Annotated in this window: 23 protein-coding genes; 9 read left to right on the top strand and 14 right to left on the bottom strand. The window is 72.6% G+C overall.

Annotated elements, in window-relative coordinates; genetic code table 11:
* Positions 1 to 15: 15 nt before the first annotated feature.
* The 10 genes from ACFFR3_RS39715 to ACFFR3_RS39670 all read right to left on the bottom strand — a co-directional run bounded on the left by ACFFR3_RS39715 (position 16) and on the right by ACFFR3_RS39670 (position 11,874).
* Positions 16 to 2,172 carry a transglutaminase TgpA family protein gene (locus ACFFR3_RS39715; protein WP_379484798.1) on the bottom strand — a complete coding sequence of 719 codons (2,157 nt, stop codon included), beginning with the start codon at positions 2,170 to 2,172 and terminating at the stop codon, positions 16 to 18.
* Between the two features lie 203 nt (positions 2,173 to 2,375).
* The gene (locus ACFFR3_RS39710) at positions 2,376 to 3,497 is read right to left on the bottom strand and encodes a DUF58 domain-containing protein (RefSeq protein WP_379484797.1); all 1,122 of its coding nucleotides are present in this window, start codon (positions 3,495 to 3,497) and stop codon (positions 2,376 to 2,378) included.
* The gene (locus ACFFR3_RS39705) at positions 3,494 to 5,650 is read right to left on the bottom strand and encodes a hypothetical protein (RefSeq protein WP_379484796.1); all 2,157 of its coding nucleotides are present in this window, start codon (positions 5,648 to 5,650) and stop codon (positions 3,494 to 3,496) included. The genes ACFFR3_RS39710 and ACFFR3_RS39705 overlap by 4 nt, the downstream gene beginning before the upstream one ends.
* A gap of 103 nt (positions 5,651 to 5,753) precedes the next feature.
* Positions 5,754 to 5,906 carry a hypothetical protein gene (locus ACFFR3_RS39700; protein ID WP_345399796.1) on the bottom strand — a complete coding sequence of 51 codons (153 nt, stop codon included), beginning with the start codon at positions 5,904 to 5,906 and terminating at the stop codon, positions 5,754 to 5,756.
* Positions 5,907 to 6,234: 328 nt separating this feature from the next.
* Positions 6,235 to 6,963, bottom strand: a complete 729-nt coding sequence (locus ACFFR3_RS39695) for a class I SAM-dependent methyltransferase (protein ID WP_364369190.1) — start codon at positions 6,961 to 6,963, stop codon at positions 6,235 to 6,237.
* Entirely contained in the window at positions 6,945 to 8,027 is a 1,083-nt protein-coding gene (locus tag ACFFR3_RS39690; RefSeq protein ID WP_345399787.1) for a LacI family DNA-binding transcriptional regulator, read from the bottom strand. The genes ACFFR3_RS39695 and ACFFR3_RS39690 overlap by 19 nt, the downstream gene beginning before the upstream one ends.
* A gap of 9 nt (positions 8,028 to 8,036) precedes the next feature.
* On the bottom strand, positions 8,037 to 8,756 hold the full coding sequence (locus ACFFR3_RS39685) for a cupin domain-containing protein (RefSeq protein ID WP_345399784.1): 720 nt from the start codon (positions 8,754 to 8,756) through the stop codon (positions 8,037 to 8,039).
* The gene (locus ACFFR3_RS39680) at positions 8,753 to 9,655 is read right to left on the bottom strand and encodes a DUF6807 domain-containing protein (RefSeq protein ID WP_345409637.1); all 903 of its coding nucleotides are present in this window, start codon (positions 9,653 to 9,655) and stop codon (positions 8,753 to 8,755) included. Before ACFFR3_RS39680 ends, ACFFR3_RS39685 begins: the two co-directional genes overlap by 4 nt.
* On the bottom strand, positions 9,652 to 10,743 hold the full coding sequence (locus tag ACFFR3_RS39675) for a Gfo/Idh/MocA family protein (protein ID WP_379484795.1): 1,092 nt from the start codon (positions 10,741 to 10,743) through the stop codon (positions 9,652 to 9,654). Before ACFFR3_RS39675 ends, ACFFR3_RS39680 begins: the two co-directional genes overlap by 4 nt.
* Before the next feature lie 111 nt (positions 10,744 to 10,854).
* The gene (locus ACFFR3_RS39670; RefSeq protein ID WP_379484794.1) at positions 10,855 to 11,874 is read right to left on the bottom strand and encodes a LacI family DNA-binding transcriptional regulator; all 1,020 of its coding nucleotides are present in this window, start codon (positions 11,872 to 11,874) and stop codon (positions 10,855 to 10,857) included.
* A 112-nt stretch (positions 11,875 to 11,986) separates the two neighbouring features.
* Here ACFFR3_RS39670 and ACFFR3_RS39665 point away from each other — a divergent pair, with 112 nt between their 5' ends.
* Positions 11,987 to 13,246: a serine hydrolase domain-containing protein gene (locus ACFFR3_RS39665; RefSeq protein WP_345399781.1), complete on the top strand. Its 1,260-nt coding sequence runs from the start codon at positions 11,987 to 11,989 to the stop codon at positions 13,244 to 13,246.
* A 121-nt stretch (positions 13,247 to 13,367) separates the two neighbouring features.
* A complete protein-coding gene (locus ACFFR3_RS39660; RefSeq protein WP_345399778.1) occupies positions 13,368 to 13,766 on the top strand; it encodes a hypothetical protein in 399 nt (132 codons plus the stop codon).
* A gap of 48 nt (positions 13,767 to 13,814) precedes the next feature.
* Here ACFFR3_RS39660 and ACFFR3_RS39655 read toward each other — a convergent pair whose 3' ends face one another.
* The 4 genes from ACFFR3_RS39655 to ACFFR3_RS39640 form a co-directional block, all read right to left on the bottom strand.
* Positions 13,815 to 16,718, bottom strand: a complete 2,904-nt coding sequence (locus tag ACFFR3_RS39655) for a M36 family metallopeptidase (protein ID WP_345399775.1) — start codon at positions 16,716 to 16,718, stop codon at positions 13,815 to 13,817.
* A gap of 208 nt (positions 16,719 to 16,926) precedes the next feature.
* Entirely contained in the window at positions 16,927 to 17,439 is a 513-nt protein-coding gene (locus ACFFR3_RS39650) for an NADPH-dependent FMN reductase (RefSeq protein ID WP_379484793.1), read from the bottom strand.
* Complete coding sequence (locus tag ACFFR3_RS39645; RefSeq protein ID WP_345399766.1) at positions 17,436 to 17,591, bottom strand: hypothetical protein; 156 nt, start codon at positions 17,589 to 17,591, stop codon at positions 17,436 to 17,438. The genes ACFFR3_RS39650 and ACFFR3_RS39645 overlap by 4 nt, the downstream gene beginning before the upstream one ends.
* Entirely contained in the window at positions 17,584 to 18,378 is a 795-nt protein-coding gene (locus ACFFR3_RS39640; RefSeq protein ID WP_364369165.1) for an ABC transporter ATP-binding protein, read from the bottom strand. Before ACFFR3_RS39640 ends, ACFFR3_RS39645 begins: the two co-directional genes overlap by 8 nt.
* A 120-nt stretch (positions 18,379 to 18,498) precedes the next feature.
* Between ACFFR3_RS39640 and ACFFR3_RS39635 the strand changes: the two genes are divergently transcribed.
* The 7 genes from ACFFR3_RS39635 (at position 18,499) to ACFFR3_RS39605 (ending at position 25,447) form a co-directional block, all read left to right on the top strand.
* Positions 18,499 to 18,828 (top strand): putative quinol monooxygenase, encoded by a 330-nt coding sequence (locus ACFFR3_RS39635; protein ID WP_345399760.1) that lies wholly within the window; start codon positions 18,499 to 18,501, stop codon positions 18,826 to 18,828.
* 237 nt (positions 18,829 to 19,065) lie between these two features.
* A complete protein-coding gene (locus ACFFR3_RS39630; RefSeq protein WP_379484792.1) occupies positions 19,066 to 20,328 on the top strand; it encodes an ROK family transcriptional regulator in 1,263 nt (420 codons plus the stop codon).
* A 19-nt stretch (positions 20,329 to 20,347) separates the two neighbouring features.
* Positions 20,348 to 21,157, top strand: a complete 810-nt coding sequence (locus tag ACFFR3_RS39625; RefSeq protein WP_364369159.1) for an ABC transporter permease — start codon at positions 20,348 to 20,350, stop codon at positions 21,155 to 21,157.
* Positions 21,154 to 21,924: an ABC transporter ATP-binding protein gene (locus ACFFR3_RS39620; RefSeq protein ID WP_345399754.1), complete on the top strand. Its 771-nt coding sequence runs from the start codon at positions 21,154 to 21,156 to the stop codon at positions 21,922 to 21,924. Before ACFFR3_RS39625 ends, ACFFR3_RS39620 begins: the two co-directional genes overlap by 4 nt.
* A 32-nt stretch (positions 21,925 to 21,956) precedes the next feature.
* Complete coding sequence (locus tag ACFFR3_RS39615) at positions 21,957 to 22,925, top strand: aliphatic sulfonate ABC transporter substrate-binding protein (RefSeq protein WP_364369156.1); 969 nt, start codon at positions 21,957 to 21,959, stop codon at positions 22,923 to 22,925.
* Positions 22,922 to 24,427 (top strand): sulfatase family protein, encoded by a 1,506-nt coding sequence (locus ACFFR3_RS39610; RefSeq protein WP_379484791.1) that lies wholly within the window; start codon positions 22,922 to 22,924, stop codon positions 24,425 to 24,427. The genes ACFFR3_RS39615 and ACFFR3_RS39610 overlap by 4 nt, the downstream gene beginning before the upstream one ends.
* Positions 24,428 to 24,532: 105 nt before the next feature.
* Positions 24,533 to 25,447 carry a hypothetical protein gene (locus ACFFR3_RS39605; RefSeq protein ID WP_379484790.1) on the top strand — a complete coding sequence of 305 codons (915 nt, stop codon included), beginning with the start codon at positions 24,533 to 24,535 and terminating at the stop codon, positions 25,445 to 25,447.
* Positions 25,448 to 25,450: the final 3 nt, after the last annotated feature.

Raw genomic sequence — 25,450 nt, 5'->3', positions numbered from 1 at the left:
CCGCCGGGGCCGGCCTCAGCCGATCAGTGACAGGGGTGACAGCCGGCCGGCGGCCCGGCGCAGGAGGCTCACCCTCTGCCTGACCAGGGTGTCCACCGTCGTGTGGTGCTGCCAAGCGAGGTCGGCGTCGTCCGCGTTCACGGGGGTGTCGCCGAAGGTGGCCGCATTGGCGAGGGCGACGAGGGACGTCAGGGGCGCGCGGGCGGCGGGGTCCAGGGAGCGTTCGGCCAGGGAGGCCACCTCGCCCGCCGTCAGCGTCCCCGACGTGACGGGGAGGCCGGCGGTGCGGAGGCGGGTCAGGGTCTGCTGCCAGGCTCCGATGACGCGGGCGGCCGGTGCGACGGCGCGGCGGCGGCGCGTCCGGCGTACCAGAGGGACGAGGGCGGCGGCGAGCACATAGGCCGCCGCCAAGCCGCCGGCCACCGTAGCCCACACCCACGGTCCGATCGAGGCGTCCTTGTCGGAGGTCGAAGGTGGGGTGGGGCGCTTGGTGGGGGTCTTGGTGGGCTTGGGCGGGGTGGCGTCCTCGTTGATGGCCTGCTCGATCTCCTTCGCCTGCTTGGGCGCGCCCTCGGCGACGTCCCCGCCCTCGCCGGAGCGCGTACGGGACGGCGTCGGATAGAACGGCACCCACCCGATGCCGTCGAACTCGACCTCGGCCCACGCCAGCACGTCCCCGCCGCGCACCTGCCGGACGCCGCCCCGCTCCTTCCCCGGACGGAACCCGACGACGATCCTGGTCGGCAGCCCGATCGCCCGCCCCAGCAGCGCGAACGACGCCGCGAACTGCTCGGTCGTCCCCCGCTTCGACTCGGTCAGGAAGAACTCGATGCTGCGGTAGCCGTGCCCGGGTGGCGCGTTGACGTCATTCACGGCGAGTTTGCGCAGGTAGGCGGCCAGTTTGGCGGCCTGCTGGCTCGGGCTGCGGGCGCCGGCGGTGGCGCGGCGGGCGATCTCGCCGAGGCGGGCGCGCTGGGGCGGGGTGCGGCCGTCGGGGCCGTCGGGCAGCCGCCGCTGTTCGGGGTCGTCGGCGGGTGACGCCTGTCGCAGCTCCGCCGCCGGATATGTCCGGACTCCTGATGTCACCTGGTACGTCAGCCCCTCCCGCGCCCGCGTGCTGGCCAGCATGCCGGTGCCGGGGTCGACCACGAGGCCCGTACCGGTCGCCGCGAGTGGCCGGTCGGCGGCGGGCAGCCAGGGCCCCGGCAGCTTCTGCACGGTGAACCGCTGCTCCACGGTGTCGCGCGCGGCGTCGTCCGCGCCGGGGACGCGTCCGCCGGTGGGGAGGAAACCGGCGCTGGACGTCCAGTTCACGCCGTCGAACCGGTCGAGGACAGCCAGGCGCAGGTTCGCCTCGGACGTGGTGCGGACCGTGAACAGCTCGCGCCGCGGATTCTGCAGCCAGGCCGACACCTGGTCGAGGGCGCTCACGCCTTTGATCGGCTGGGGTGGGGGCTGCTCGACGAGGGTCCGTACGTCGAAGGGCCTCCCGGCGACGGGCAGCACCGGCGCGACGACCGCCGCGGCTGCCACCAGCCCGGCCAGCAGCGGCACCCCGGCCGCCACCGCGAGCGGCGACCTGCCGGTCCTGACCAGCCCGAGCAGCAGCACGAGCCCGGCGAACGCGGCCGCGTAAGGCACCACCGTCCCGCCCCCCGCCACCCCGAGCACGACGGCCGCCCCGAACACCGGCAGCGCCGCCACGGCGGGCAGCATCGGGGTACGGCGGCGCAGCGCCAGCTCGGCCGCCACGGTGGTCGCCGTCCAGACCAGGAAGCTGACCAGCACGATCGCGGGGCTGCCCGGGGCGGCGGGCAGGATGGTGGTCAACAGCCACCCGCCCGCGTCGCGCACGCCCAGCAGCGCCGCCCTTACGGCCCCGGGGCCAGGGAGGAACCCGAGCCACGCCTGCTCCCTGAACACCGTGGCCGACACCACCGTCAGCCACCCCAGCACGCCGACCGGCACCGTCCCCCACAACGGCAGCCGGCCCGACAACGCGAGCGCCAGCACACAAGGCCCTGCGACGGCCAACCCGACGACGGGCAGCAACGCCTCCAAGGCGAACACCCCGTCGAACGCCAACCCCGCACACGCCACCAGCAACCCGGCCACGACCACGGCGGCCACCCGCCGCCCCAACGGCTCCTGCTGCTGATCCCGCGCCACCACCCGAGAACTGTCAACGGCCTGGGATGCCGCACCACCCCGACCGTGCGCACGCCCCCCGACGCGCCGCGTCCCTTGAGCGGGGGTGGGGGTCCCTTGAGCAGGGGTGGGGGTGAGGCCGGAAGCGGGCTCGGGACCCGAGCCGGCGGGGTGGCCGGGGGTTGAGGCGTTGTGGGGTGGGTCGCTTGGGGGTGTGCCGTGGGGGGTCAGCGTGGCCATGCTGCCGCCAGTTCGTCCAAGTCCGTCGCTTCGATGACGGTGACCCCCGCGGCCCGTGGCGCGCCGGCCTCTGGTGGGCCGACGTGGACGAACAGGGCCTGGCCGAAGCGGCGGCGCACGGCTGCCGCGTCGGCCAGGGCCCCATAGCCGCCGCTGATCAGCACCAGCGCTCCGCCCGCCCCCGCGTGGCGGAGCGCGTGCAGCGGCGGTTCGGCCCGGTCCGAGCGTTCGACGAGCGCGAGCCGGTCCAGGACCTCCTCGTCCTCGCCAGGACCGCCCTTGGCGTGCACCAGCTCGCCCTCCCCGGTGAGCACCCGCACGGGGAACCGGTCCCGGGTGACGGCGCAGGCCGCCGACGCCGCGACGTCCACGGCCAGCTCGAACTCGTCGTCCCCCTCGTACGACGAGCTCCGGGTGTCGAGGACGACCACGGTGTCCGGCAGGTTGACGTCGGTCAGCTCCTTGACCATGAGCACGCCGGTCCTGGCGGTCGAGCGCCAGTGGACGTGCCGCAGGTCGTCGCCGACGACGTACTCGCGCAGGCCGTTGAAGCTGCTCGCGCCGGACGGCGCGGAGCGGGAGGCGAGCCCGTCGAGGTGCCGTTGCCGCCCGGAGCGCAGCGGCCCGAGCGGCACGGTGCGGGGCCGGACGAGCAGCAGGTCGGCCCGCCCGTACGCGATGGAGCGCCGCGCCAGCCCGAACGGGTCGGCCCGGTCGAGCAGCAGCGGCCCCACCGGTGTGCGCCCGCGCCGGCGGGTGGGCAGCCGGTACGACACCGTCCGCGCCGCCCGCCTGCCCACCGACGGCACCTCGACCGTCACCGTGGTCTCGCGGCATGTGTCGCGCGCCACCAGCCCGGAGTGCCGCCACCGCCCGGCGTTGCGCACGTGCAGGACGGCCACGGCCGGCTCACCGCGCGCCACCTTGACCGGCGTCACCTCGCGCCGCACCTCCAGCCGGGCGCCTCTGAGCGTCCACAGCGCGCCGGCGCCGACGGCGGCCAGCCCGGCCACGGCCAGCACCGCCGCCTGGGAGTAGCCGAGCGGCGCCCCGGCCGCATAGACCAGCACGGACGCCACGGCCAGCCCCCACCCCGCGCGAGTGATCATTCGCACTCCCAGAGCGGGGCGGCCGGGAAGCCCCCCTTCGGGGTGTCGACGAGCACGTCGTTGAGCCAGCCGTTGCCCCGGGGCGATTCGATCTTGTTCCAGACGTCGCTGCTCTGGCCCGTGTACTGGTCGGTGTAGGCCGGGCCCTTCTGCTGGCAGAGCACGGTGAGCGTGATGTACTCCCCCTTGGGGATCTTGCCCGCCTCGCCGCCGCCGGGCGCCGAGCGGATGAGCGTGTTGGTGTCGTTGTTGTTGGCGTTCTTGAACTGCGCGGACGGCGGGCGCAGCTCGGCGGTGGCCTCGGCGCGTTCCTGGCTCTCGCCCGCCTCGTTCCTGGCGCGCAGCGTCCAGGTGTAGGACTGGCCGTTCTTGAGCCCGGTCACCTCGGCGCTCGTGCCCTCGGGCTGGGCGGGGTGCTGACCGGGGCCTTCCAGTGTGTACGTGACGCCGTCCGCCGCGTTGTCGGGAGCCGCCCAGGTGAGGTCGGCCCCGTGGTTCTTGCCCTTGGCGGTGAACGACGCGGGCTTGCCGGGGGCGACGCAGGGACGTACCGGGATGGACGGGGCCGACTCCACCTCGCCGCCGGCGTACTCGGCGACGACGCGGAACGAGTACTCCTGGTCGCACCGCCCGCCCGTCACCCGGAACTGGAACGGCCCGTCCGGCCGCACCTTCGACGGCGTGACGTCGGCGCCGCCGGGGGCGCCCTTGAGCGTGTACCCCGTCACGTCGCCCTTGGCCGACGGCGTGAAGACGACCTCCATCCAGCCGGGGCCGGAGTTCGCGGTGACCGCGCCGGGCGGGTCGGGGGTGACGGTCGGCGTCGGGGTCGGGGTCGGGGTCGGGGTCCGGGTGGGAGTCTTCGTGGGAGTGGGAGTGGGGGTGGGCGTGGGGGTCGCGGTGACCGTCACCGTCGGCACGGCCGTCCTCGTCTTCGCCGGCACCGTCGTGGTGGCGGTCGGCCTGGTCACGGTCGTCGGCTGCACCACGGTCGGCGTGTACGTCGGGATCGGCAGCGGCGTCGGGCTGTCCTTCTGGCCGAGCGCCTCGTCGTACTTGCCGACCCGGTGTCCCCTGCCGTCCTCCTCGATGACCAGGGCGGCCTCGCTGAACTGGTCGTTCACCCAGAGCAGCCCGTCCTTGACGAACACCTCAAGCGGCCCCGCCTTGCCCGTCACGACCTTGTCGGCCTCGAACCGCTTGGCCACCGTGTCGTACACGATGAGCTTGCCCGCGCTCTCGTCGGCGATGTAGACGCGCCGCCCGAGCGCCTGCGGCGCGCCCAGCTTGCCGCCCTTGACGGCGACGGTGGTGAGGGCGCCGGTGGCGGTGTCCACGAGGACGAGCGCGCCCTGCTTCGGCGCGAGGATCGGCACCACCTGGCTCTCGGCGACGGCGGGCACCAGCAGGCCGGCGCTGCCCGCGCCGGTGACCGTGCTGGGCAGGCTGACCTGCAGCCGGGTGCCGGTGCCGCCGATCACCATGGCGGTGGCGGCGGCGGAGTTGGTGACCAGCGGGACGCCGTTCGCGATCGTCAGCGTGAGCGGGTCGCCCGGCTCTCCGACCGTCACCGCCTTGCCCTGCTGGGCGCCGTTGATCTGCACGAGCGTGCCCTCTTCTGGCACGGGCACCCACAGTGTGCCGTTCTTGTCCAGCCCGGCCTGCCCGAGCGGCGGCTGCAGCGTGATCGGGGCGCCGACGGTGTCCACGGTCAGCGGGTCGAGCTGCTGCACGGTGCCGCCGCGCGGGTCGATCCCGTACGCCTTGCCGGCGCCCATCACGATCTGCATGCCGCCCGCGCCCAGCTTGCCCGTCTGCGCCACTTCGAGCTGGGTGGGGTCGATGCGGCTGACCTGGCCGGTGGACTCGTCCATGACCAGCACGTTGTCGCCGTCCTGCACGACCTTCAGCGCCTGCCCCTCGGCGGAGGCCAGGTCCACCCGGCCGTCCAGCTGCCCGGACAGGCCGTTGGCGTGCACCACCTCACCGTTGAGCGCGCTGGCCAGCCAGGCGCCCACGTCGGCCAGCTTCGGGCGGGCGCTCGAGACGCCCGTGCCCAGGAACAGGCCCACTCCCACCAGCGCGGCTGCCAGCACGGCCGCGACGATCCCCGCCGCCCGCCGCCCCGCCGCGCTCCCCCACCGAACGGCCACCGATTCACATCCCGCGAGCTTCGTCCGCATACGTATCCGCGGACACACTAGGCCGCGCCCCGGGGCCGCCGACCTCCCTTCAAAGAATGTGGAAACGTCCGGCTCAGGAACCCTGCCGCGTCTCAGCCACGAGGGTCAGCGTCCGCAGCCACCCCTCGATGGGGGAGGCCACGAACGCGGGAACGTCCGCCTCTGCCTTGGTCTGCGACCACGACTCGGCCGGCGCGATCACGGTGTCCCGTACGACGCCCGCCACCCAGTCGCCGTCGAACCCCGCCCGCCGCGCGAGGCTGCGGAAGTCGCCGGACGTGATGGCCTCGTCCCCGGGGTGTTGATCCGGGCGTAGATCTCCCGGACGGGGCGGTCGTCCTGGCCCGTCACGACGTACAGGGGGATCCGGTGGTCACGCCCGGTCTCGACGACCTGCTCCGCCCTGGCGGGAAGCCGGGGAGGCGGGGATCCGGATCCGGCCGCGCCGCGCGAGGTCCACCAGTTCGCTCAGCGAGAGTCGGCAGACCTTCGGCCGGGTCACCGCAGCCACCGCGCCCTCCCTCCCCGGCCCGCATCAGTGGATGGTGCCGATCTTATGGGCCGGTGCTAGCGAGGAGGGCGAAGCGGTGGGCGGTGGCTTTCAGGGGGGCTCGGGACTCGTGGAGGGTGCGGAGGTGCGGGGCGTACGTCTGGACGTCGAAGGCGGGGATCTGCCACGGGACCATGCGGAGGAACAGGACGAGGGCGCCTATGTCGTGGAACGTGGTGGTGGAGGTGGCTTCGGCGCTCCAGATGACGTCCAGGCCCGCGTCCCGCAGGCCGTTCGTCGCTTCGGGCAGGCTCCAGGTGGCGTTGTCGTGAGGTGGGGCTTTCAGTGCTGTGTTGAGCTCCTCCAGGTCGCGGCCGGCCACCTGCTGGGTGAGGAAGGTGCCGCCCGGGGTCAGGAGGCGGCGGATCTCGTGCGGGTCGTACGCCTCGTGGCGGCTGGTGATCAGGTCGAACGAGGCGTCAGGGAAGGTCGCCGTGGTGTCCGTGACCTCTACGCCCAGGGGTGCCAGCCTTCTCCTCGCGACCGGGAGGTTGGGGGCGTGGCGCTCGGTCGCGGCGGTTCCGTGCGGGAGCGGGGCCAGGGAGGCGAGCAGTTCGCCGCCGCCGGTGCCCAGGTCGAGCAGGGCCTTCGTGGTGGGGAGGCGGTCGCGGACGAGTTGCTCGTAGTCCCAGGGCAAGGTGCCCTCGTACGTGATCCGGCCTTTCAGCGCGCTGAAGTCCCAGCCTTCGAAGTCGGTGGTCAGTGCCTCGTCGATCAGCTCGTCGTAGCCCATGGGCGCGATTCTGCCGGACGCCGTCGGGGTGGGGTGCTGGCGCGGAGGATGACGGTCGTGGTGAGGCTGGGAGGGGTGGCGTCGTTCGACAGGGCGAGGCGGACGGCGGCGGCGCCTGCCTCGCGGAGCGGGACCGCGACCGAGGTCAGGGCGGGGACGACGTCCACGGCGGGTGCGATGTCGTCGAAGCCGGCCACCCCGATGTCCGTCCCCGGCCGCAGCCCGGCGTCGCGCAGCCCGGTCATCGCGCCGATCGCCATCACGTCGTTGACCGCGAACACCGCGTCCACGTCCCCCGCCCGCTCGGCCAGCCGTCGTGCCGCCGCGTAGCCGCCGTCCCTGGTGAAGCCGGTCTCGACGGCGAGCGGCTCGGGCACGCCTGAGCCCGCCAGCCCGGCCAGGAAGCCCTCGTGCCGCTCGCGGGAGGTGCGCAGCGCGGCGGGGGCGTGCAGGACGGCGAAGCGGCGGTAGCCGGCGCCGAGCAGGGCGCGGGCGAGGTCCGCCGCGCCGCCCCCGTTGTCGATGGTCACCGTCGGGTACGGCAGGTCGCGCTGGCTGATCATGACGACCCCGCCGCCCGCCGTCCGGTACGCCTCCAGCTCCTCCACCAGCGCGTCCCTGGTGCCCGCCCCGTCGATGCGGCTGCCGGTCACGATGACGACGCGCGGGCGGCGGCCCCTGAGCGTCCTGACGATCTGCAGCTCGCGTTCCGGTGAGCCGCCGGCCACCGCCATCGTGAGGATCAGCCCCGCGGCCTCGGCCTCGGCGGCCACGCCCGCGGCGATGGCGGAGAAGTACGGGTCGGCCACGTCGCGCACCACCAGCGCGACGGTCCCGGTCGAGCCCTTCGCGATGGCCTGGGCCGACAGGTGCGGCCGGTAGCCGAGCCGGTCGGCGGCGGCGCGCACGCGGGCGACGTTCTCCGCCCTGACGTGGCGGGCGCTGCCGTTGAGCGCCCGGGAGGCGGTGGCCACGGACACGCCCGCCTCCCGCGCGACATCGTGCAGGGTCGCCGGCCCGCCTGCTCCCCGCGCCCCGTCAGGCGGTCCGCCCGTGCCGGTCATCGTCCCTGGTCAGGTCGGGGTGTGGAGGATGGGGTGGGTGACGTCGTGGGCGCGGAGGTGGCCGCACATGCCCCAGCGCTCCTCGGTGGGCGACTCCATGAGCGCCGCGTCCAGCAGGTGGCCGCCGTCGCCGCGTTCGAGGGCGTCGAGCACGGCGGAGGTGCGGCGGGTCTCCTCGGCGACCGTACGCTCCCAGATGCCCCGCCACTCCCCCACCCGGTCACGTACGAGCGCGACCGCGCTGTCGTAGAAGGCGCGCAGCGCGCCCGGCCCGCCGTCCACGAGCCGCGAGAAGCCTTCGACGGCCAGCTCCCTGCGCCGCCGCACCGCTTCCTCCACATCGACGGAGGGGAGGGTGGCGGCGGCGCGGTAGCGGGCGGGGTCGGCGACGACGTCCGGCGGGAACGTCATGACCGCGTCCCCCGCCTCGGGCAGCCCCGCGTTGGACATGACGACCACCACCTCGAGCCCGCCCCTGTTGACGGCGCGGTGGATGGTGCCGGGCGTGAACCACACGGTGGTGCCGGGCAGCAGCTCGGTCTCGCGCAGCCCGCCGGCGTCGAGCGTCTGGAGGGCGCCCTGCCCGCCGATCACCACGTACGCCTCCGTCGAGGCCGTGTGCAGGTGCGGCGTGCCGCCCTCCAGGCCGTCGGCGCAGGCGTTGCCCGAGTAGACCGACAGCCGGCTGACGGACGTGCCGCCGGGGAACGCCCCGGGAACGGCGGTCATCGCAGCGCCTCCCTCCCCAGCTCGGCGAGCTTGGCCGTGCCGTCCTCGCCCCGGTCGCCGTCGGCGATGACGACCGCGTACCGGAAGCTCAGGCTCTGCCCGTCGGCCAGCGGCACCTCCTCGCTGAAGAACGGCGCGGGGCACAGGCACGCGAACATCTCGGTGCGGGCGAACCACTGCGGCGGGTGCTGCGGGTTGGCGGTGTCGTCGACCATGACGATCGTGGAGTGCTCGCCGGTCTCGTCGTGCCGGCCGCGGAAGCCGAACCACTCGGCGCGCATGCCGCGCAGTTCGTCGCCGCCCGCCCCGGCGGGCGACTGGATGAGGCCGCCGGTGAACGAGCGGGGCCCGCGCCAGAACAGACCGCCGTAGCCGGCGTTCTCGCGGCCCTTGGTGGTCGGGGAGCCGAAGTCGAGGGTGGCGCCCGACACGTTCGTCATGACGGTCTCGAAGACCAGCGCCCACGCGCCGTCGTCCACGACGGACGCGCTGAGCGCGCGCCGCTCCTCGATGACGGGCGCGCCGGCCTGGGACGTCCAGTCGAGCGCGTGCCCGATCGCGACCCGGCCGCCGTCGGCGGTGAGGTTCGTCATCTCGCGGTGGACGGCGCTGCCGTTGTTGTCGAGCTGGCGGTAACGGCCGTCGGTGAACGTCGGCCCGCCCCAGAAGTTGTGCTCGCCGACGTGCGGCAGCGACCAGGCGATGCCCTTGTGCCACACGTGGTCGTGCGGCCGGTAGAGCGACACGAGCGCGCCGCCGAGGGTGCGGATCGGGTGGAGGTACGGCTTGGGCGACTCCAGCACCGGCGTGTCGGGGCGGTAGACGTAGGTGAACAGCTCGGCGTCGCCCGCGGCGACCGTGACCGACTTTCCGACGGTGTGAGTGGCCTGCAGAGTCACTGGTTCCTCCAGGGGGCGCCGGTGCCGTCCATGCGGCGGGCGAACGGGCTGTCCGCGGTGATCTGCCCGGCCCGGACGCGCTCGCCGGTGAAGGCGGAGGCGTAGAGCGCGGCGATGAACTCCATCGTGCGGCGGGCTTCCTTGGTGGTCACCGGCGGCTGCTCGCCCTGGTCGAGCGCGTCGAGCACGGCCGCGAACCAGCCGGTGTGCCCGCTCGATCCCTCGGTGCGGTCGGCGCCCCACAGCGACTTGACGTCCTCGTGGGCGGGGGCCGGGGTGACCGTCCAGTCGTCGTCGGTGTAGCCGTAGAGGTGCTCGACCTCGATCGTGGCGCGCTCGTAGTCGAAGCGCAGCACGGACGTCTCGCGCGGCGACAGCACCGAGTTGACGACGGTGGCCATGGCGCCGCTCTCGAACCTCACCAGCGCCATCGACACGTCCTCGGTCTCGACGGGACGTGCCTGGCGGGCGGCCATGGCGGTGACCTCGGTCCACGGGCCGAGCACCGACAGCAGCAGGTCGAACTGGTGGATGCCGTGCCCCATGGTGGGGCCGCCGCCCTCGGACTCCCAGGTGCCGCGCCACGGGACCGCGTAGTAGTCCTCGCCCCGGTACCACTGGGTCAGGCAGGTGGCCACCAGCGGGCGGCCCAGCTCGCCCGCCCCGGCCAGGCGGCGCAGCCGGGCCGCTCCGGCGCCGAAGCGGTGCTGCAGGACGGTCGCGACGCGGGCGCCGGTGCGCTGCTCCGCCTCGATCAGCGCGTCGAACTCGGCCAGCGAGAGGGTCGGCGGCTTCTCCACCAGGGCCGTGACTCCTGCTTCCAGGCAGGCCAGCGCGATGGGGGCGTGCAGCTGGGGCGGGGTGCACAGGTGGGCGACGTCCAGCTCCTGCTCGCGCAGCAGCTCGTCGGCGCCGGCGTAGGCGTGGGGGATTCCGTACTTGTCGGCGAACTCGCGGGCCCGGCCTGCGTCCACGTCGGCCACGGCGACCAGCTCCGCCCGTCCTCCGGAGCTCTGCACGGCCCTGGCGTGGGCATGGGCGATCCCTCCGGTGCCGATGATCGCGGCCCGGTACTGCTGTCGAGACATGGGTTCCTTCGTCCGGTGGTCAGGTCGCGCGGCGCCGCGTGGGAAAACGTATTCCGCAGTCTGCCCCGCCTGTCACATAAGCGTCAAGAGCACCCATACCTGAACAGGACCTCACGAACGGGTGGAGTGGCGAGGGATCAGGTGACCCGTCATGCGGAGGTGCCGGGCCGTGTCCGAAGGGGTCAGGGCGTAGCGGATGGCCTGGGCGCCCGCCTCGGCGAGCGGGAGGGCGACGGTCGTCAAGGGCGGGGTGACGTCGCGGGCCAGGGGGATGTCGTCCACGCCCGTCACGCACACCTCCCCGGGGACGTCCACGCCGGCGGCCCGGAATCCGGACAGGGCGCCGATGGCGATGGTGTCGTTGACCGCCAGCACGGCCTGCCGCCCGTCCAGGCCACGGGCGACCAGGTCGCGGGCCGCCGCGTAGCCGCCGTCCCGGCTGACCTGGCACGGCAGGACGAGGATGTCGCGGACGCCGCCGGCGGTCAGCCCGGCGACGCATCCCGCCGTACGGTCGGCGAGGTTGCGCAGGCCGGGCGACCCGGCGAGGATCGCCACCCGCCGGTGCCCGAGCCCGGCCGCGTACGCCCCCACGAGCCGCCCGCAGCCGTGGTTGTCGAAGCCGATCGTGTCGAAGGGCAAGTCGGTGTCGCCGAAGATGACGGCCCGGCCGCCGTCCCGCTCGTACGACCGCAGCTCCTCGGCCAGCCGGTCGCCGGACGTCCCCGCGAGGAACCGGTTGGAGGTGACGACGAGCGCACGGGGCCGCAGCGACCGCAGCACGCGCACGGTCTCCGCCTGCCGCGCGGCGTCCCCCATCGTGGCGGACACCGTGACGAACGCCCCCGCCGTGCTGGCCTCCCGCTCCATCGCGGCCACCACCATGCCCATCGACGGCGTGGTCAGGTCGTCGGCCACGAGCGCGATGGAGTTGCTCGCCGTGCGCATGGCCCTGGCGGCGGCGTCGGCGGTGTAGCGCAGGTCGGCGGCGGCGGCGAGGACGCGGGCCGCGTACTCGGGGGCGACCTTCCTGGCGCTGCCTGCGAGCACGCGGGAGGCGGTGGCGACCGACACCCCGGCGGCGGCGGCCACGTCGCGCAGCGTGACCGTGGGCCGCGCCGCGTGGGGCATCCGCTCTCGTCCTCTCGTGGGGGATTGCAGCGTACCCCTATGACGGCTGTCATATGGAGGTCGTGACAGCGGCATCTGCCCGGGACGGGGCGTAATCGATCATGCTGGCGGCATGACGAAGCGACAGTTTGCCAAGAAGACCGGACGCCGCGCCGCCGCCGTGGCGGCGACGCTCGGTGTGCTGTTCGCCGCGAGCCCGGCGCAGGCCGCCACGGGCGAGGGGCTCGACCGGCGGGCGCTGCGCGAGGCGCTCGACGCCGTGCACGAGGCGGGCATGTACGGCCTGTACGGCGAGGTACGCGACGGGGCGAAGAGCTGGAGGGGCGCCTCGGGGGTGGCCGACGTGCGGACGAACCGCCCGGTCAAGCCGGACATGGTGCACCGGGTGGGCAGCATCACCAAGACGTTCACGGCGGTGGCCGTGCTGCAGCAGGTCGCCCGCGGCACGATCGAGCTGGACGCCCCGATCGGCCGCTACCTGCCGGACGTCGTGCCGGGCGAGCGCGGCCAGAAGATCACCGTACGGATGCTGCTCAACCACACCAGCCACATCGCCGACCTGGTCGGCCCGGCGTTCCCCTCCCTGTACGAGAACTCGACGCAGAGCCTCGACGACCACCGCTTCCGGAAGCTGACCCGGCTGCAGACGGCGAAGTTCGGCCTCGACGCCCCGCCGACGGGCGAGCCGGGCGCCACCCCCGGCGTCTACTCCAACACCAACTACGTGCTGGCCGGTCTGCTGCTGGAGAAGGTGACGGGCACCAAGGCCGAGGACTACATCACCCGTCACGTGATCCGCGAGGCGGGCCTGCGGCACACGGCGTTCCCGCGCACCCCGCACATCCCCGGCCCGCACTCGAAGGCGTACGAGTCGATGCTCGGCCTCATCGATCCGCCGCGCGACTACAGCGTGTACGACATGTCGTGGGTCACCACGGCGGGCGCGCTGACGTCCACGATGGACGACCTCAACCGCTTCTACCGCGCGCTGCTGCGCGGCGAGCTGATCGGCCCGGCCGAGCTGGCGGAGATGAAGAAGACGGTGCCGGTCGTGGCCGGCGGGCTGCTCGACTACGGGCTCGGCATCTACGCCTACGACCTGCCGTGCGGCCGGTTCTGGGGGCACAGCGGCAGCGTGTTCGGCATGGCGACGGAGTCGGCGACCAGCGAGGACGGCGAGCGCCAGATCTCGATGGGCGTCAACAGGACGAAGTACCAGACCATCGACGAGAACGGCCACGTCGTCCCGCACGACATCGACTACGCCAGCGCGCGGTTCGTGGTGCTCGGCGCGTGCGGGGACGTGCGGGCCAGGACGGCCAAGCAGGGGTACGTCCCGTTCGCCGCGGATGGGGTGCGGGTGAAGCGCTGAGGGGTGTGACGCCGATCACATTCGTTGTGTGGATTCCTGCGCAGTTGTTGCGGTGCGTCCTCCGTAATGTCCCTCTTGCCGGAAGCACCCCGGCAGCACCGACCAGGGGGAGGAACCCGAAATGCGTAAGACCTTTGCGATCGCCGCTCTCGCCGGTTCGATGGCCGTCACCGGCCTCGCGATGAGCGCTCCGGCCCAGGCCGCCACTCAGACCGCGCACTCGACCGGGACGTCCTGGGGCAAGTTCTTCTCCAGCGACCACAAGGCGTACACGTTCGGCAAGACCTGGAAGTCGCACGGCAAGGTCTACACGAAGTGGTACGGCGTGGACAAGCGCGGCGGCAAGAAGGGCTGGGTCTGGTTCGAGGTCTACCAGAACGGCCACTGGACCAAGTTCAACAAGGCGTGGGACGGCAAGGTCGTCGGCACGTGGAGCGGCCGGGGCATCAAGAAGGTCTACACCTTCACCTGCTGGGCCGGGAAGTTCGACAACTGCGGCAAGAAGTACCGCATCTACTAGGAGATCGAGGCCCGCGGTCCCGAAGCCGGGACCGCGGGCCTTTTCCTGTCAGTGCGAGAACGCCTGCAGCTCGGCCGCCCTGACCTGGTCCCGCTGCGGGCTGGCCGTGGCGCAGTCCGTCGCGGAGTTCGGATCGTTGTCCTGCTCACCGGCGTACAGCGGGTTGCCGGTGCACTGGGTGGTGAGGGCGCGCAACATGAGGTGCGTCGCGCTGGTGTCGCGCACGTCGAACGACTTGATCAGCATGTCGGCGCCGCGCGGGCGCGGCAGCGAGGCGTCGAAGGCGCTCTTCGAGCTGGTGTAGATCTTCTTGAAGCTCGCCGGGTCGGCGCAGTCCCTGCCGCACGCCAGCACCTCGAAGGAGCGCAGGCTGGAGAAGCGGTTCTGCGCGCCGGGGTCGGCCGGGTCGCCGACGTTCGGCCGCAGCATGGCGCTGACCTGCACCCGGCTGATCTTGACCGGCTTGTCGCCCGCCAGGTCCACCACCACCGACCGGCCGGCCGGCGCGCCGGTGAGCGAGGCCCAGTTCGTGGCCTCGGTCTCGTCGATGAGCTTGTCCTGGTTGACGCCGTCGCCGGTGGCCGTCGCGCCGCTCGCCGCCGACGCGTGGTTGCGCGGCAGGGCCAGCGGGAGCGGCAGCTCGACGCCGGGCACGACCGCGTACGTCAGCCGCCGGTGACCGAAGCCGGGGCCCGCGACGACGAAGTCGTACACGCCGGGCGTCATCGTGACCGTGTCGCCGAGCTCGGTCGCCGGGTCGGTGTCGGCCACCGGGACCGCGCGGGCCTCGTAGTCGCCCACGTACAGCCGCAGCGCCGCGCCCTTCGCCTCGCCGAGCGGCTTGAGCTTCAGCGAGCCGTTCCTGCCCCTCGGGTCGACGAAGCTCGGCGTCGGGTCGGCGTCGCCCGCGCCGCGGCTGGACGCACCCTCGCCCAGGCCGTGCTCGGCGAACGCGCGCCACATGATGTCCTGGTTCCTGCCGCCGAACCGGATCGCGTCGGCCGCGAGCAGCGCGTCACGGTGGTCGACGTAGCTGACCGCGCCCGAGGCCATCAGCAGCAGCGCGTCGAACGACAGCTGCGCCCAGCGCCGGTTGCCCGGGCACTTCTCGACCGGCGTCTTACCGTCGGCGCACGCCTGCTGCTGCTTGGCCGTGCCCGCGCCGTACCGCTTGACGAAGGCCGCCCGCACGTCGAACTGCGTCGCCGACCAGATCTCGCCGTCCGCGTGCACCTGCGCGCCGACGATGTCGTACGCCACGTCGCTGTAGTTGAGCGGCGACTTCGACATGTCGTAGTTGCGGATGCCGCGTTCCTTGTCGCCGGTCACGTAGCCGCCCGTGACGTACGGGGTGCGGCCGGAGGGGCGGAAGCCGTACTCGTTGAGGTACTCCATGGAGAACAGGTCGGACGTGCTCTCGTTCATGGCTCCGGCCTGGGCGCCGCTCCAGCCGGAGTTCGGGCCGGCGATCATGCGGCCGGAGATGGCGTGCGTGTACTCGTGGGCGATGACCGACATGTCGTAGTCGCCGTCCACGCACGGCGAGTAGAACGACCCGGCGATCGGCTGCCACAGGTACATGTTGGTGATCGGCGCCACCCCGTCGGGGCCGGTGATCTGGTTGGCGTTGTCCCGTACGGACAGCACCCGCGCGCCCGCCTGCGCGTTGCCCTGCTCGGGGTCGCCGCCGAGCCCGCCGCGACCGCCGTTGTCCGCCTGCATGTTCCAGGCCGTCTCGGTGAAGCCGAGCCGGTAGGACCAGTCGTGCATGCGGTTGTGCGCGACGTGCAGGTTGGAGATGGCCGCTTCGAGGTCGGCCTCGCCCGGCTGGTCGAACACGGCCGGGTCGCACTTGGCCCTGTGCCAGGTGTTCTTCCACGGGTAGCGGTAGTCCCTGGCCGGGGTGAGCACGTTGGTACGGGTGCCGACGGAGAACGGGTCGCCGCTGGCGCGGTTCTCGTACGTCCTGGCCGCGTTGCCGACGCTGGTGTTCGTGGGCTCGTTCGTGAGGTGGTCGACGTCCCATGGCTTGCCGGCCGCCGGGTCGCCGCCGATCACCCGGTCACAGCCGGGTCCTGGCGCGGCGCACCACTTCTGGCGGGTGTCCTTGGAGGAGTAGTCGTCGCGCGGGTTCGACGGGAAGACCGACCACTCGGGGTTTCCCGGGTCGGCGTGGTGGTCGACCAGGTTCTCGCGGGTCAGGATCGCGCCGGTGACCGCGTCCACGTGCGTCGTGTACGCCGCCTCCGCGCCCTGCGCGCCGCCGATCAGCACCACCTGGTACGCGCTGTGCACCCCGCCGGGCGCCGGCACCGCCACCTCCGTGGCCTGCTTGGTGACGGCCGTGGCGAGGTCGATGCCGCCGTCCTCGGCCGCGATCTCCATGGCCCGCTGCGCGGTGATCGCGGCGGCCGGCGGCGTGCCCGTCTCGCGCGACAGCGACGACGTGACGTGCCTGACCTGGCCGTCCGTCACGCCGATCGCGACCAGCCCGTCCACCCCGGCGGGCAGGTCGCCGAAGCGCTGGCGCAGCAGCACCGCGTGGCCGGGCCCGATGGGGTTGACCGCGACCGTCTCCAGCGCGTCGATCGAGGCGGCGGACAGGCCGAAGAGCTGCTCGTTGGCCTTGAGGTAGTCGCGCGCCGCCTTCTCCGGGTCGCCGCCGAGCCCTTCCGCCAGGGGCTGCGCGCCGGTGACGGTGGCGGGGGTGCCGAGAGCGTTCCAGCGGACCTCGGCGGCGGACCCCGCGACGCGCCGCTCCGCCGACGCCGGGGGCGGCACCTGACCCTGGCGGTTGTCCACATCGGGTTCGCCGTGGAGCTCCGCCTGGAAGTCGTGGATCTCCGGAGCCTGCGCGGCGGGTTCGCCCCGTGCCGCTCCGGTGAGGGGAAGGGTCGCCGCGGTCATCGCGACGACGACGAGTGAGCTGCGTAACCAGGACCTGGTCGACACGTTTCCCTCCTGCGTGCCTGAGGATGCGCAGCGTCGCGCATCTCGCAAGAGGAAATCACCGGCCAACTAAGCTGACAAGATCTTGTAAAGGCGCAAATATCAGCGTATAAGCGGCAGATAACGCCTGCCCCAGCAGCCCACGTGCCACCGGAACGGGCCGGACGACGCCGTCAAGCGGGGCCGTCAAGCGGGGCTGTCAAGCGGGCGGTCAGAGGGTGGCGTTGATCTGCGGGGCGACGCGTTCCGACCAGGTGGTGAGCACCTCGTCCAGCCGGGGCAGGTCCGCCTCGACGACGGCGAGGCCCGGCGTGGGGACGGTCGCGCCCAGCTCCACCAGCAGCGGCCGCAGGTGCACCTCGACCGCGAGCGCGTGCCGGGCGTCGCCCATGACCAGCAGCGGCAGCGCCGCCTTGCCGGCCAGCGCCTGCGGCGGCAGCCGGTCCAGGAACGCCTTGAGCAGCCCGGTGTAGGTGCCCTTGTAGGTGGGGCTGGCCACGACCAGCACGCTCGCCTCGGCGACCAGTTCGAGCGCGACCTCCACGCCGGTGGAGACGCCGGGGCTGAGCAGGTGCGGGCCGAGCGCCGACAGGTCGATCACCTCGTACGAGTCCGCCGCCCCCAGCCGGTCGAGCCGCTGCCCGACGGCCTTGGCGGCCTCGGCGGCCACGGTCAGCGTCCTTGACCCGGAGCGCGGGTTGCCCACCAGGGCGACGACGCTCATCGGCCCACCACCGCGGCGATCACCCGGAGCCGGCCGCCGGGCACCCGTCGTTCACTCACCCAGTCCTCCTCAGCCTCGTCGTCGGGCAGGTCGTACCAGTGGACGTCGCCCTCCAGCCCGTTCAGCCCGTCCAGCCGTGCCGTGTCAGCCATGCGCGGCCGCCACCCTTCGTTCCCTGGCCGCCGCGACCTCGCCGCGCAGCAGGCTCCATACGCGCCGCCGGCTCCGCGCCGCCGGCCGGCCCGGCGGGAGGACTCCCGGCGGGCCCACGTCGACGATCTCCTTGATCCGGCCGGGCGCCGCCGTCATCACCGCGACCCGCCGCCCCAGCCGGACGGCCACGCCGAGGTCATGGGTGATGAACAGCACGGTCTTGCCGGTCTCCCGCCAGACGCGGACGAGCTCGTCGCCCAGCCTGGCCCTGCTCGGCGCGTCCAGCCCGGCGAACGGCTCGTCCAGCAGCAACACGCCCGGGTCGAAGGCGAGGCTGCGGGCGAGCGCGACGAGCTGCCGGTCGGCGGGCGACAGCTCGTATGGATACTTGCCGGCGACCCCGTCCAGCCCCACGAGCGCGAGCAGCTCGCGTGTCCGCCGGTCGCGCTCCGGCCTGGGCGCCGCGCCGGCCTCCAGCCCGAACGCCACGTTGGCCCGCGCGCTGCGCCACGGGAACAACGCGTGCTGCTGCACGACCACGCCCCGCTCCAGCGCCGGCCCCGTGACGGGCGCGCCGCCGATGAGCACCTGCCCGCGGGTCGGCCGGACGAGCCCGGCGACCAGCGCGAACACGCTGGACTTGCCGCATCCGCTCGGGCCGACGATCGTGAGCAGCTCGCCTCCCGGCACGTCGAGGTCGACGCCCGACAGCACCGTGACGGGGGCGGCGGGATCGCCGGCCTCCAGCGTCACGTTCCTGAGGGTGAGATGCGGGGCCTGACTCATGCGTACGAAGCTACGAGGCACCGCCCGCAAAGTCAACATTTCCTACATGAGATGAAGACAATGCTCCCTCGATATCGTCGTGCCGTAACGCCGCCTGACGATTCACATCGAGGGGTTTCGATGATCTTCATCACCGCGAAGTTCCGCGTCCTGCCCGAGCACGCCGACGACTGGCCGGCCATCACCCGCGACTTCACCGCCGCCACCCGCGCCGAGCCCGGCTGCCTGTGGTTCGACTGGTCGCGCAGCCTCGACGATCCGAACGAGTACGTACTGGTGGAGGCCTTCAGAGACGACGAGGCGGGCGCCGCCCACGTCCAGTCCGACCACTTCAAGCAGGCCCAGCAGACCCTCCCGCCGCACCTGGCGGAGACGCCGCGCATCGTCAACACCACCATCGCCCAGGACGACTGGTCCGAACTGGGGGAAATGGCCGTCAAGAACGCCTGACCCACCTCCCCGGGCCGCCCACACGGCGGCCCGGGGCCACGGCACCAGGGCGCGTGGCGGCGGACCGCATCGCAGCCGAGCGAGCGTGACGCCTCACGGCGGCCGTTACGCGAACGTTACGAGCGTGCCGGAACCCCTTACAGGCGCGTCATCGCAGGTCACAGTGCACATCGCGGCGCGGGCGCGTTTTTTTCCGGGTTATTGACGAAAAACCATGGACCTCGGCAGACTCTCCGCATGGCACCACCCCGTGGCCCCCTTTCGCAACTCCGGCGCGGGCACGAAGAGCTCGTGCTCGGCCTGTTGCGCAAGCACGGCCCCCTGAGCCGGGGCGAGCTGGGCAAGCGTTGCGGCCTGTCCAGGACGACCCTCTACGACATCCTCGCCGAGCTGGTGGCGAGCGGCGCCGTGGTCACCGCGTCCCCGCAGGAGACCCCGCGCGGCCGGGGCAGACCGGCCGAGACGCTGACCCTCAACCCCGACGCCGGCCAGGCCATCGGCATCGACTTCGCCCGGCGCGGCCTGCACGTCGCGGCCGTCAACCTGGCGCACGAGATCGTCGGCTCGGCCAGCGAGCCGCACGACGCCGACCTGCCGTGGGAGCAGCGGGTCGAGCTGGCCGAACGGCTCATCGGCTCCCTCACCGGCACCGGCTCGGGCGCGCTGCGGCTGGGCGCGCTGGACGCGATCGGCGTCGGCGTCGTCGGCGCCCAGGTCGAAGGCCTTCCAGCTGAGGGCCTGAGTGAGGAACGAACCAAGGGCCGCGAAGGCGAAGGACCCGGGCCGGAATCCGGCGAAACCCCGCCCCACCCCGTGCAGGTGCTGCTGCGGGAGCGGTTCGGCGTGCCGGTGCTGCTCGACAACAACACCAGGCTGGCCGCGCTCGGCGAGGCGATCTGGGGGGCGGCGGCAGGCGGGCAGGACGTGCTCTATCTGCGGCTGTCCCACGGTGTAGGCGGCGGGCTGGTGGTCGGCGGGTCGTTGCACAGAGGCGCGTACGGGCTGTCGGGCGAGTTCGGCCACATCACGGTCGAGCCGGGCGGCGCGCGCTGCGACTGCGGCGGCACCGGCTGCCTGGAGACCGTCGCCTCCATAAGGGCCGTGCTGGACGCCTACCGAGCCACCGGCGGAAGGGCCGCGGACGTGCCGGAGCTGGTCAAGGCGGTCAGGGCGGGCGAGCCGAGCGCGCTGGACGTGCTGGAGCGGGTGGGCGGCAGGATCGGCGAGGTGCTGGCCGCCGTCTGCAACGCGATCGGCCCCAGCGTCATCGTGGTCGGCGGCGAGCTGGTCGAGACCGGCCAGGCGCTGGTCGAGCCGATCGAGCGCACGCTGCACGACCACGTCATGCCGGTCTCGCGGCACCGGGTGAGCCTGCGCAGGGCGACGCTCGGCGAGGTCGCGGGCGCGCTCGGCGGCATCGCCCTGGTGCTGCACGAATCCCCCTTGCTGTCCCGCTATCCGGCAGGCCCGGATCTCGCTGAGGACCTCACATCACCATGACGCAATCGAGGCACCACCCATGACCCAGCTCACCGCGACGGGCAAGGCGCAGGCGGCTCCGGCCGTGCGGCGCGGGCCCAGGCGCTCGCGGCGCGCCCTCGTACTCAACCTCGTCGCCGTCGTCGTCGGCCTGCTCGTCTGGACGGCGCTGGCCACCATAGGCGTGCAGGGGCTGCCGAACCCGCTGGAGGTGGCCGGCCGCGCGGCCGAGCTGATCGGCGACGGCACGCTGGTGACCGACGCCCTGGCGAGCCTGCGCCGCGTCCTGATCGGCTTCCTGCTCGGCACGCTGCTGGCGATCCCCGTCGGCTTCCTCATGGGCTGGTACGCCACCGCGCGCGGCCTGCTGGAGCCGTACGTGCAGTTCTTCAGGACGATCCCGCCGCTGGCGATCATCCCGCTGGCCATCGTGCTCATGGGCATCGACGAGCGGCCGAAGATCTTCGTCATCTTCCTGGCGGCGTTCCTGTCGAGCGTGGTCTCCACGTTCCAGGGCGTCGTGGACGTGGACAAGACGCTGATCAACGCCGCCCGGGTGCTCGGCGCGTCCGACCGGACGATCTTCCTGCGGGTCGTGGTGCCGGCCTCGACGCCGTTCATCCTGGTCGGGATGCGGGTGGGGCTGGGCGCGGCCTGGGGCACGCTGGTCGCGGCCGAGCTGATCGCCGCGCAGGAGGGCCTGGGCTTCCGGATGCAGCAGGCCCAGCTCTACTACGACCTGTCCACGATCTTCGTGGGCCTGATCACCATCGGCGTGCTCGGCCTGCTGATGGACCGCCTGCTGCTGCTGGCCGAACGCCGCCTCACCAACTGGCAGGAGCGCCGATGAACAACAAGATCTCGTTCAGGGACGTCGTCAAGACGTACCCGATGAAGGACGGCACCTTCACCGCGCTCGACCACGTGTCGCTGGACATCGCCGACCGCGAGTTCGTCACCGTCGTCGGCCCTTCGGGGTGCGGCAAGAGCACGCTGATGAGCATGGCGGCCGGGCTGGTCGAGCCGACCGGCGGCGAGGTGCTGGTGGACGGCCGGCCGGTCGACGGTCCAGGACCCGAGCGCGGGGTGATCTTCCAGCAGTACGCGCTGTTCCCGTGGCTGACCGTGCGCAGGAACGTCGAGTTCGGGCTGAAGCTCAAGGGGCTGCCGGCCGACGAGCGCAGGCGGCGGGCCGAGCAGGCGATCGAGCTGGTGGGCCTGTCCGACTTCGCCGACGCGCTGCCGAAGGCGCTGTCGGGCGGCATGCGGCAGCGCTGCGCGATCGCCCGCGCGTACGCGGTGGACCCGCAGGTCCTGCTCATGGACGAGCCGTTCGGCGCGCTCGACGCGCTGACCAGGGTGCAGCTGCAGGACCAGCTCCTCGCCACGTGGAGCAGGGAGCAGCGCACGGTCATGTTCATCACCCACGACGTGGACGAGGCCGTCTACCTGGCCAGGCGGGTCATCGTCATGGCCGCGCGGCCCGGCCGCATCCAGCAGATCATCGACGTCGACCTGCCGTACCCGAGGACCGAGGAGATGCGGCTCTCGCCCGAGTTCGGGCGGATCCGCAACGAGGTCTGGCACGCCGTCTACCACCAGGCGTCCGCCGCCTGAGTTTCCCGTACAGAAAGAAGGACCCGATGGCCATGCGTTCCCTTCGCCGCGCCCTGACGGCCGCCTCGGCGGTGAGCCTGCTGGCACTCTCCGTGACCGCCTGCTCCGACGACGGCTCCACCGTCAGGTTCGGCTACATCAGCGACTACAACGGCGCCAGCCTGCTCGCCATCGCCGAGAAGCAGGGCCTGTGGGACAAGCAGGGGCTCACCCCCGAGATCAAGGTGTTCACGAACGGGCCGCTGCAGATCCAGGCGCTCGGCGCGGGCGACCTCGACTTCGGCTACATCGGCCCCGGCGCGATGTGGCTGCCCGCCACGGGCAAGGCCAAGGTCGTCGCGATCAACACGCTGGCGTACGCCGACCGCGTGATCGGCCGGCCCGGCATCAAGACGATCCAGGACCTCAAGGGCAAGAAGGTCGGCGTGCCGGAGGGCACGTCCGGCGACATGGTGCTCAACCTGGCGCTGCAGAAGGCCGGCATGTCGGTCAAGGACATCGAGAAGGTGCCGATGGACCCGGCCACGGTGGTGTCGGCGTTCGCCTCCGGGCAGATCGACGGGGCCGGCATCTGGTATCCGCTGATCGACAACATCAAGCAGCAGGTGCCGGACATGGTGGAGATCGCCAGTACGAAGGAGTGGCCGGACAGCTCGTTCCCGACCGCGTTCGTCGGCGGCACGGAGGTGGACGAGGCGCTCACCAACAAGGTGATCAAGGTGCTGCAGGAGGCCAACGACTGGCGGGCCGCACACCCAGAGGAGGCCATCACCGAGTCCGCCGCGCTGCTCAAGCTCGACCCGGCCAAGGTCAAGGCGGACGCGGCGAACGTCCAGACGATGACCACCGAGGACCTGGTGAACAAGACCAAGGACGGCACGGTGGCCAAGTGGCTGAACAGCCTCGGCGACTTCTTCGTCGGCACCGGCCAGCTCAAGTCCAGGCCCGACCCCTCCACGTACTACACCGGCGATCTCTACACGAAGGCCTTCACCAAGTGAACCTGCTGTTCCTGATGACCGACCAGCACCGCGTCGACACCCTGGGCTGCTACGGCAACCCGCACGTCGCCACGCCCAACCTCGACAGGCTGGCCGCGAGCGGCACCCGGTTCGACCGGTTCTACACGCCGACGGCCATCTGCACGCCGGCGCGGGCCAGCCTGCTCACCGGGCAGGCCCCGTTCCGTCACCGGCTGCTGGCGAACTACGAGCGCAACGTCGGTTACCTGGAGGACCTGCGGGAGGACGCCTTCACCTTCCCCGAGGCGCTCAAGGAGCGCGGCTACCAGCTCGGGCTCATCGGCAAGTGGCACGGCGGCACCAGCCGCAACGCCGCCTCCTACGGCTTCGACGGCCCCGACCTGCCCGGCTGGCACAACCCGGTCGACCATCCCGACTACCTCGCCTACCTGGAGGAGCGCGGGCTGCCGCCGTACCGGATCTCGGACCTCGTCCGAGGGACGACGCCGAACGGCAACCAGGGCAACCTGCTGGCCGCGCGGCTGCACCAGCCGGTGGAGGCCACGTTCGAGCACTACCTGGCGACCAGGGCGATCGAGCACATGGAGCGCTACGCCGCCGACGGCCGGCCGTTCTTCCTCGCCACCCACTTCTTCGGGCCGCACCTGCCGTACCTGCTGCCCGACGAGTACTTCGACATGTACGACCCGAGCCTGGTGGAGCTGCCGCCGTCGATCGCCGAGACGTTCGAGGGCAAGCCGCCGGTGCAGCGCAACTACAGCGCGCACTGGACGTTCGACACGATCCCGATCGAGGTCACCCGCAAGCTGATCGCCGTCTACTGGGGTTACGTGACGCTGATCGACGAGCAGATCGGCCGCATCCTCGACCGCATGGACGAGCTGGGGCTGAGCGACAGCACGTCCGTCTTCTTCACCGCCGACCACGGCGAGTTCACCGGCGCCCACCGCCTGCACGACAAGGGCCCGGCCATGTACGAGGACATCTACCGCATCCCCGGCATCATCCGCGTCCCCGGGCAGCAGCCGCAGGTCAGGGACGAGTTCGTCACGCTGACCGACTGCACGGCGACCATCCTCGACCTGGCCGGCTGCGACACCGGGCCGGCCGTGGACAGCCGCAGCCTGCTCCCGCTCGTCCGCGGCGAGCACCCGGAGTGGCCCGGCGAGCTGCTGGCCGAGTTCCACGGCCACCACTTCCCGTATCCGCAACGGATGATCCGCGACGACCGCTACAAGCTGATCGTCAACCCCGAGTCGGTCAACGAGCTGTACGACCTGCACGCCGACCCGCACGAGCTGAGCAACCGCTACACCCACCACGAGCTGGCCCCCGTGCGCCGCCGGCTGATGCGCCGGCTGTACGACCTGCTGCGCGAGCGGGGCGACAACTTCTACCACTGGATGACCCCGATGTACGACATCGGCGCCCTCGACTACGACCCCACGCTCAGCTCCTTCGAGAAGGAGGGCGAGAAGGAGGGCGAGAAGGAGGGCGAGAAGGAGGACTCCCCCGCCTGACCGGCATCGGCCGGACCGATTCCCGTTCTGGCAAACGCGTGTCGCCCGGCCCGGTTCGTGTGCTTGACTCCCGCCTTGGCACTACCGCACCGATGGGGAGAGTTCATGGCGGAGTTCGTGGGGATCGACCCCCGTGGCGCGCACGAACTGATCCGCCGTATGGAGGCGGGCAAGGCTTATGTCAGCGCGACCCGGCCGGGTCTCGAGACGGCGATCGCCGAGGCGGAGCAGGACTGGGCCGGCCGCCAGGGCACCACGGCCCTGCACCGCGCCTGGGTGTTGTTCCACGACTCCCAGCAGGACCTGCGGTGGCGCATCGACACGATCGAGCAGCTCGTACCGGTGCGGGAGCGCGGCATGCTGTCCGCGACCTTCCCTTTCACGGCCGAGCACGAGGCACGGCTGGCCGCGGAGAGCGCGGCCCACGCCATCCTGGCCGCCGAGCGGGAGGGTGAGCGGGAGGGTGGGGACGTGGCGGCGGCGGTCGCGGCCGTCGAGGGCGAGGTCCGCGACCCCGCGTACGCGACGGCGCTGCTTTCCACGCTCGGCATCGAGACGTTCACCCGGCTGCTCGAAGGGCACGGCGGGCCGCTGGCGCAGGCGTACGCGAGTGCCGAGCGCACCGGGCGGCTCGGCGACGCCTGGCACGAGCTGGTGGCGACCGCCCCGGCCGGGGCGCTGACGGCCCTGGTCACGGGCGCCGAGCAGTCGGGCACGGTGCTCAACCGGGTCGCGACCACGCTGCTGAACCGCCCGCAGGACACCGGCTGGAGCCCCGGCGACCTGCTCCGGCCGTACGCGGGCAACCCGCTGGCCTTCCAGCAGCTGCTGGCCGAGCATCCCCGCGAGGCGCGCGCCCTGCTGAGCGCCGCCACCGCCGACCCGGCCGCCGCCCAGGCGCTCGCGACCGCGTTGCACGAGGCGCTCAAGCCCGGGGTCGGGGCCGACGGGCTGCGCGAGCGCGCCTGGGCCACCGTCATCGGCACCCCGGGCGGCAGGACCGCCGCCGAGGGCGGCTGACCC

The sequence above is a fragment of the Nonomuraea salmonea genome, assembly GCF_042428605.1.
Taxonomy (GTDB): Bacteria; Actinomycetota; Actinomycetes; order Streptosporangiales; family Streptosporangiaceae; genus Nonomuraea; species Nonomuraea salmonea.
The sequence above is the reverse complement of the archived record's forward strand: the minus strand, read 5'-3'. Positions and strand labels throughout refer to the sequence as shown.

Bases quoted from the DNA above. Each gene is read 5' to 3' on its own strand.
- ACFFR3_RS39695 (WP_364369190.1), bottom strand. From the start codon at position 6,963: ATGGGCTACGACGAGCTGATCGACGAGGCACTGACCACCGACTTCGAA.
- ACFFR3_RS39630 (WP_379484792.1), top strand. From the start codon at position 19,066: ATGGCACCACCCCGTGGCCCCCTTTCGCAACTCCGGCGCGGGCACGAA.
- ACFFR3_RS39710 (WP_379484797.1), bottom strand. From the start codon at position 3,497: ATGATCACTCGCGCGGGGTGGGGGCTGGCCGTGGCGTCCGTGCTGGTC.
- ACFFR3_RS39615 (WP_364369156.1), top strand. From the start codon at position 21,957: ATGCGTTCCCTTCGCCGCGCCCTGACGGCCGCCTCGGCGGTGAGCCTG.
- ACFFR3_RS39640 (WP_364369165.1), bottom strand. From the start codon at position 18,378: ATGAGTCAGGCCCCGCATCTCACCCTCAGGAACGTGACGCTGGAGGCC.
- ACFFR3_RS39625 (WP_364369159.1), top strand. From the start codon at position 20,348: ATGACCCAGCTCACCGCGACGGGCAAGGCGCAGGCGGCTCCGGCCGTG.
- ACFFR3_RS39685 (WP_345399784.1), bottom strand. From the start codon at position 8,756: ATGACCGCCGTTCCCGGGGCGTTCCCCGGCGGCACGTCCGTCAGCCGG.
- ACFFR3_RS39665 (WP_345399781.1), top strand. From the start codon at position 11,987: ATGACGAAGCGACAGTTTGCCAAGAAGACCGGACGCCGCGCCGCCGCC.
- ACFFR3_RS39635 (WP_345399760.1), top strand. From the start codon at position 18,499: ATGATCTTCATCACCGCGAAGTTCCGCGTCCTGCCCGAGCACGCCGAC.
- ACFFR3_RS39620 (WP_345399754.1), top strand. From the start codon at position 21,154: ATGAACAACAAGATCTCGTTCAGGGACGTCGTCAAGACGTACCCGATG.
- ACFFR3_RS39645 (WP_345399766.1), bottom strand. From the start codon at position 17,591: ATGGCTGACACGGCACGGCTGGACGGGCTGAACGGGCTGGAGGGCGAC.
- ACFFR3_RS39660 (WP_345399778.1), top strand. From the start codon at position 13,368: ATGCGTAAGACCTTTGCGATCGCCGCTCTCGCCGGTTCGATGGCCGTC.
- ACFFR3_RS39675 (WP_379484795.1), bottom strand. From the start codon at position 10,743: ATGTCTCGACAGCAGTACCGGGCCGCGATCATCGGCACCGGAGGGATC.
- ACFFR3_RS39690 (WP_345399787.1), bottom strand. From the start codon at position 8,027: ATGACCGGCACGGGCGGACCGCCTGACGGGGCGCGGGGAGCAGGCGGG.
- ACFFR3_RS39605 (WP_379484790.1), top strand. From the start codon at position 24,533: ATGGCGGAGTTCGTGGGGATCGACCCCCGTGGCGCGCACGAACTGATC.
- ACFFR3_RS39670 (WP_379484794.1), bottom strand. From the start codon at position 11,874: ATGCCCCACGCGGCGCGGCCCACGGTCACGCTGCGCGACGTGGCCGCC.
- ACFFR3_RS39650 (WP_379484793.1), bottom strand. From the start codon at position 17,439: ATGAGCGTCGTCGCCCTGGTGGGCAACCCGCGCTCCGGGTCAAGGACG.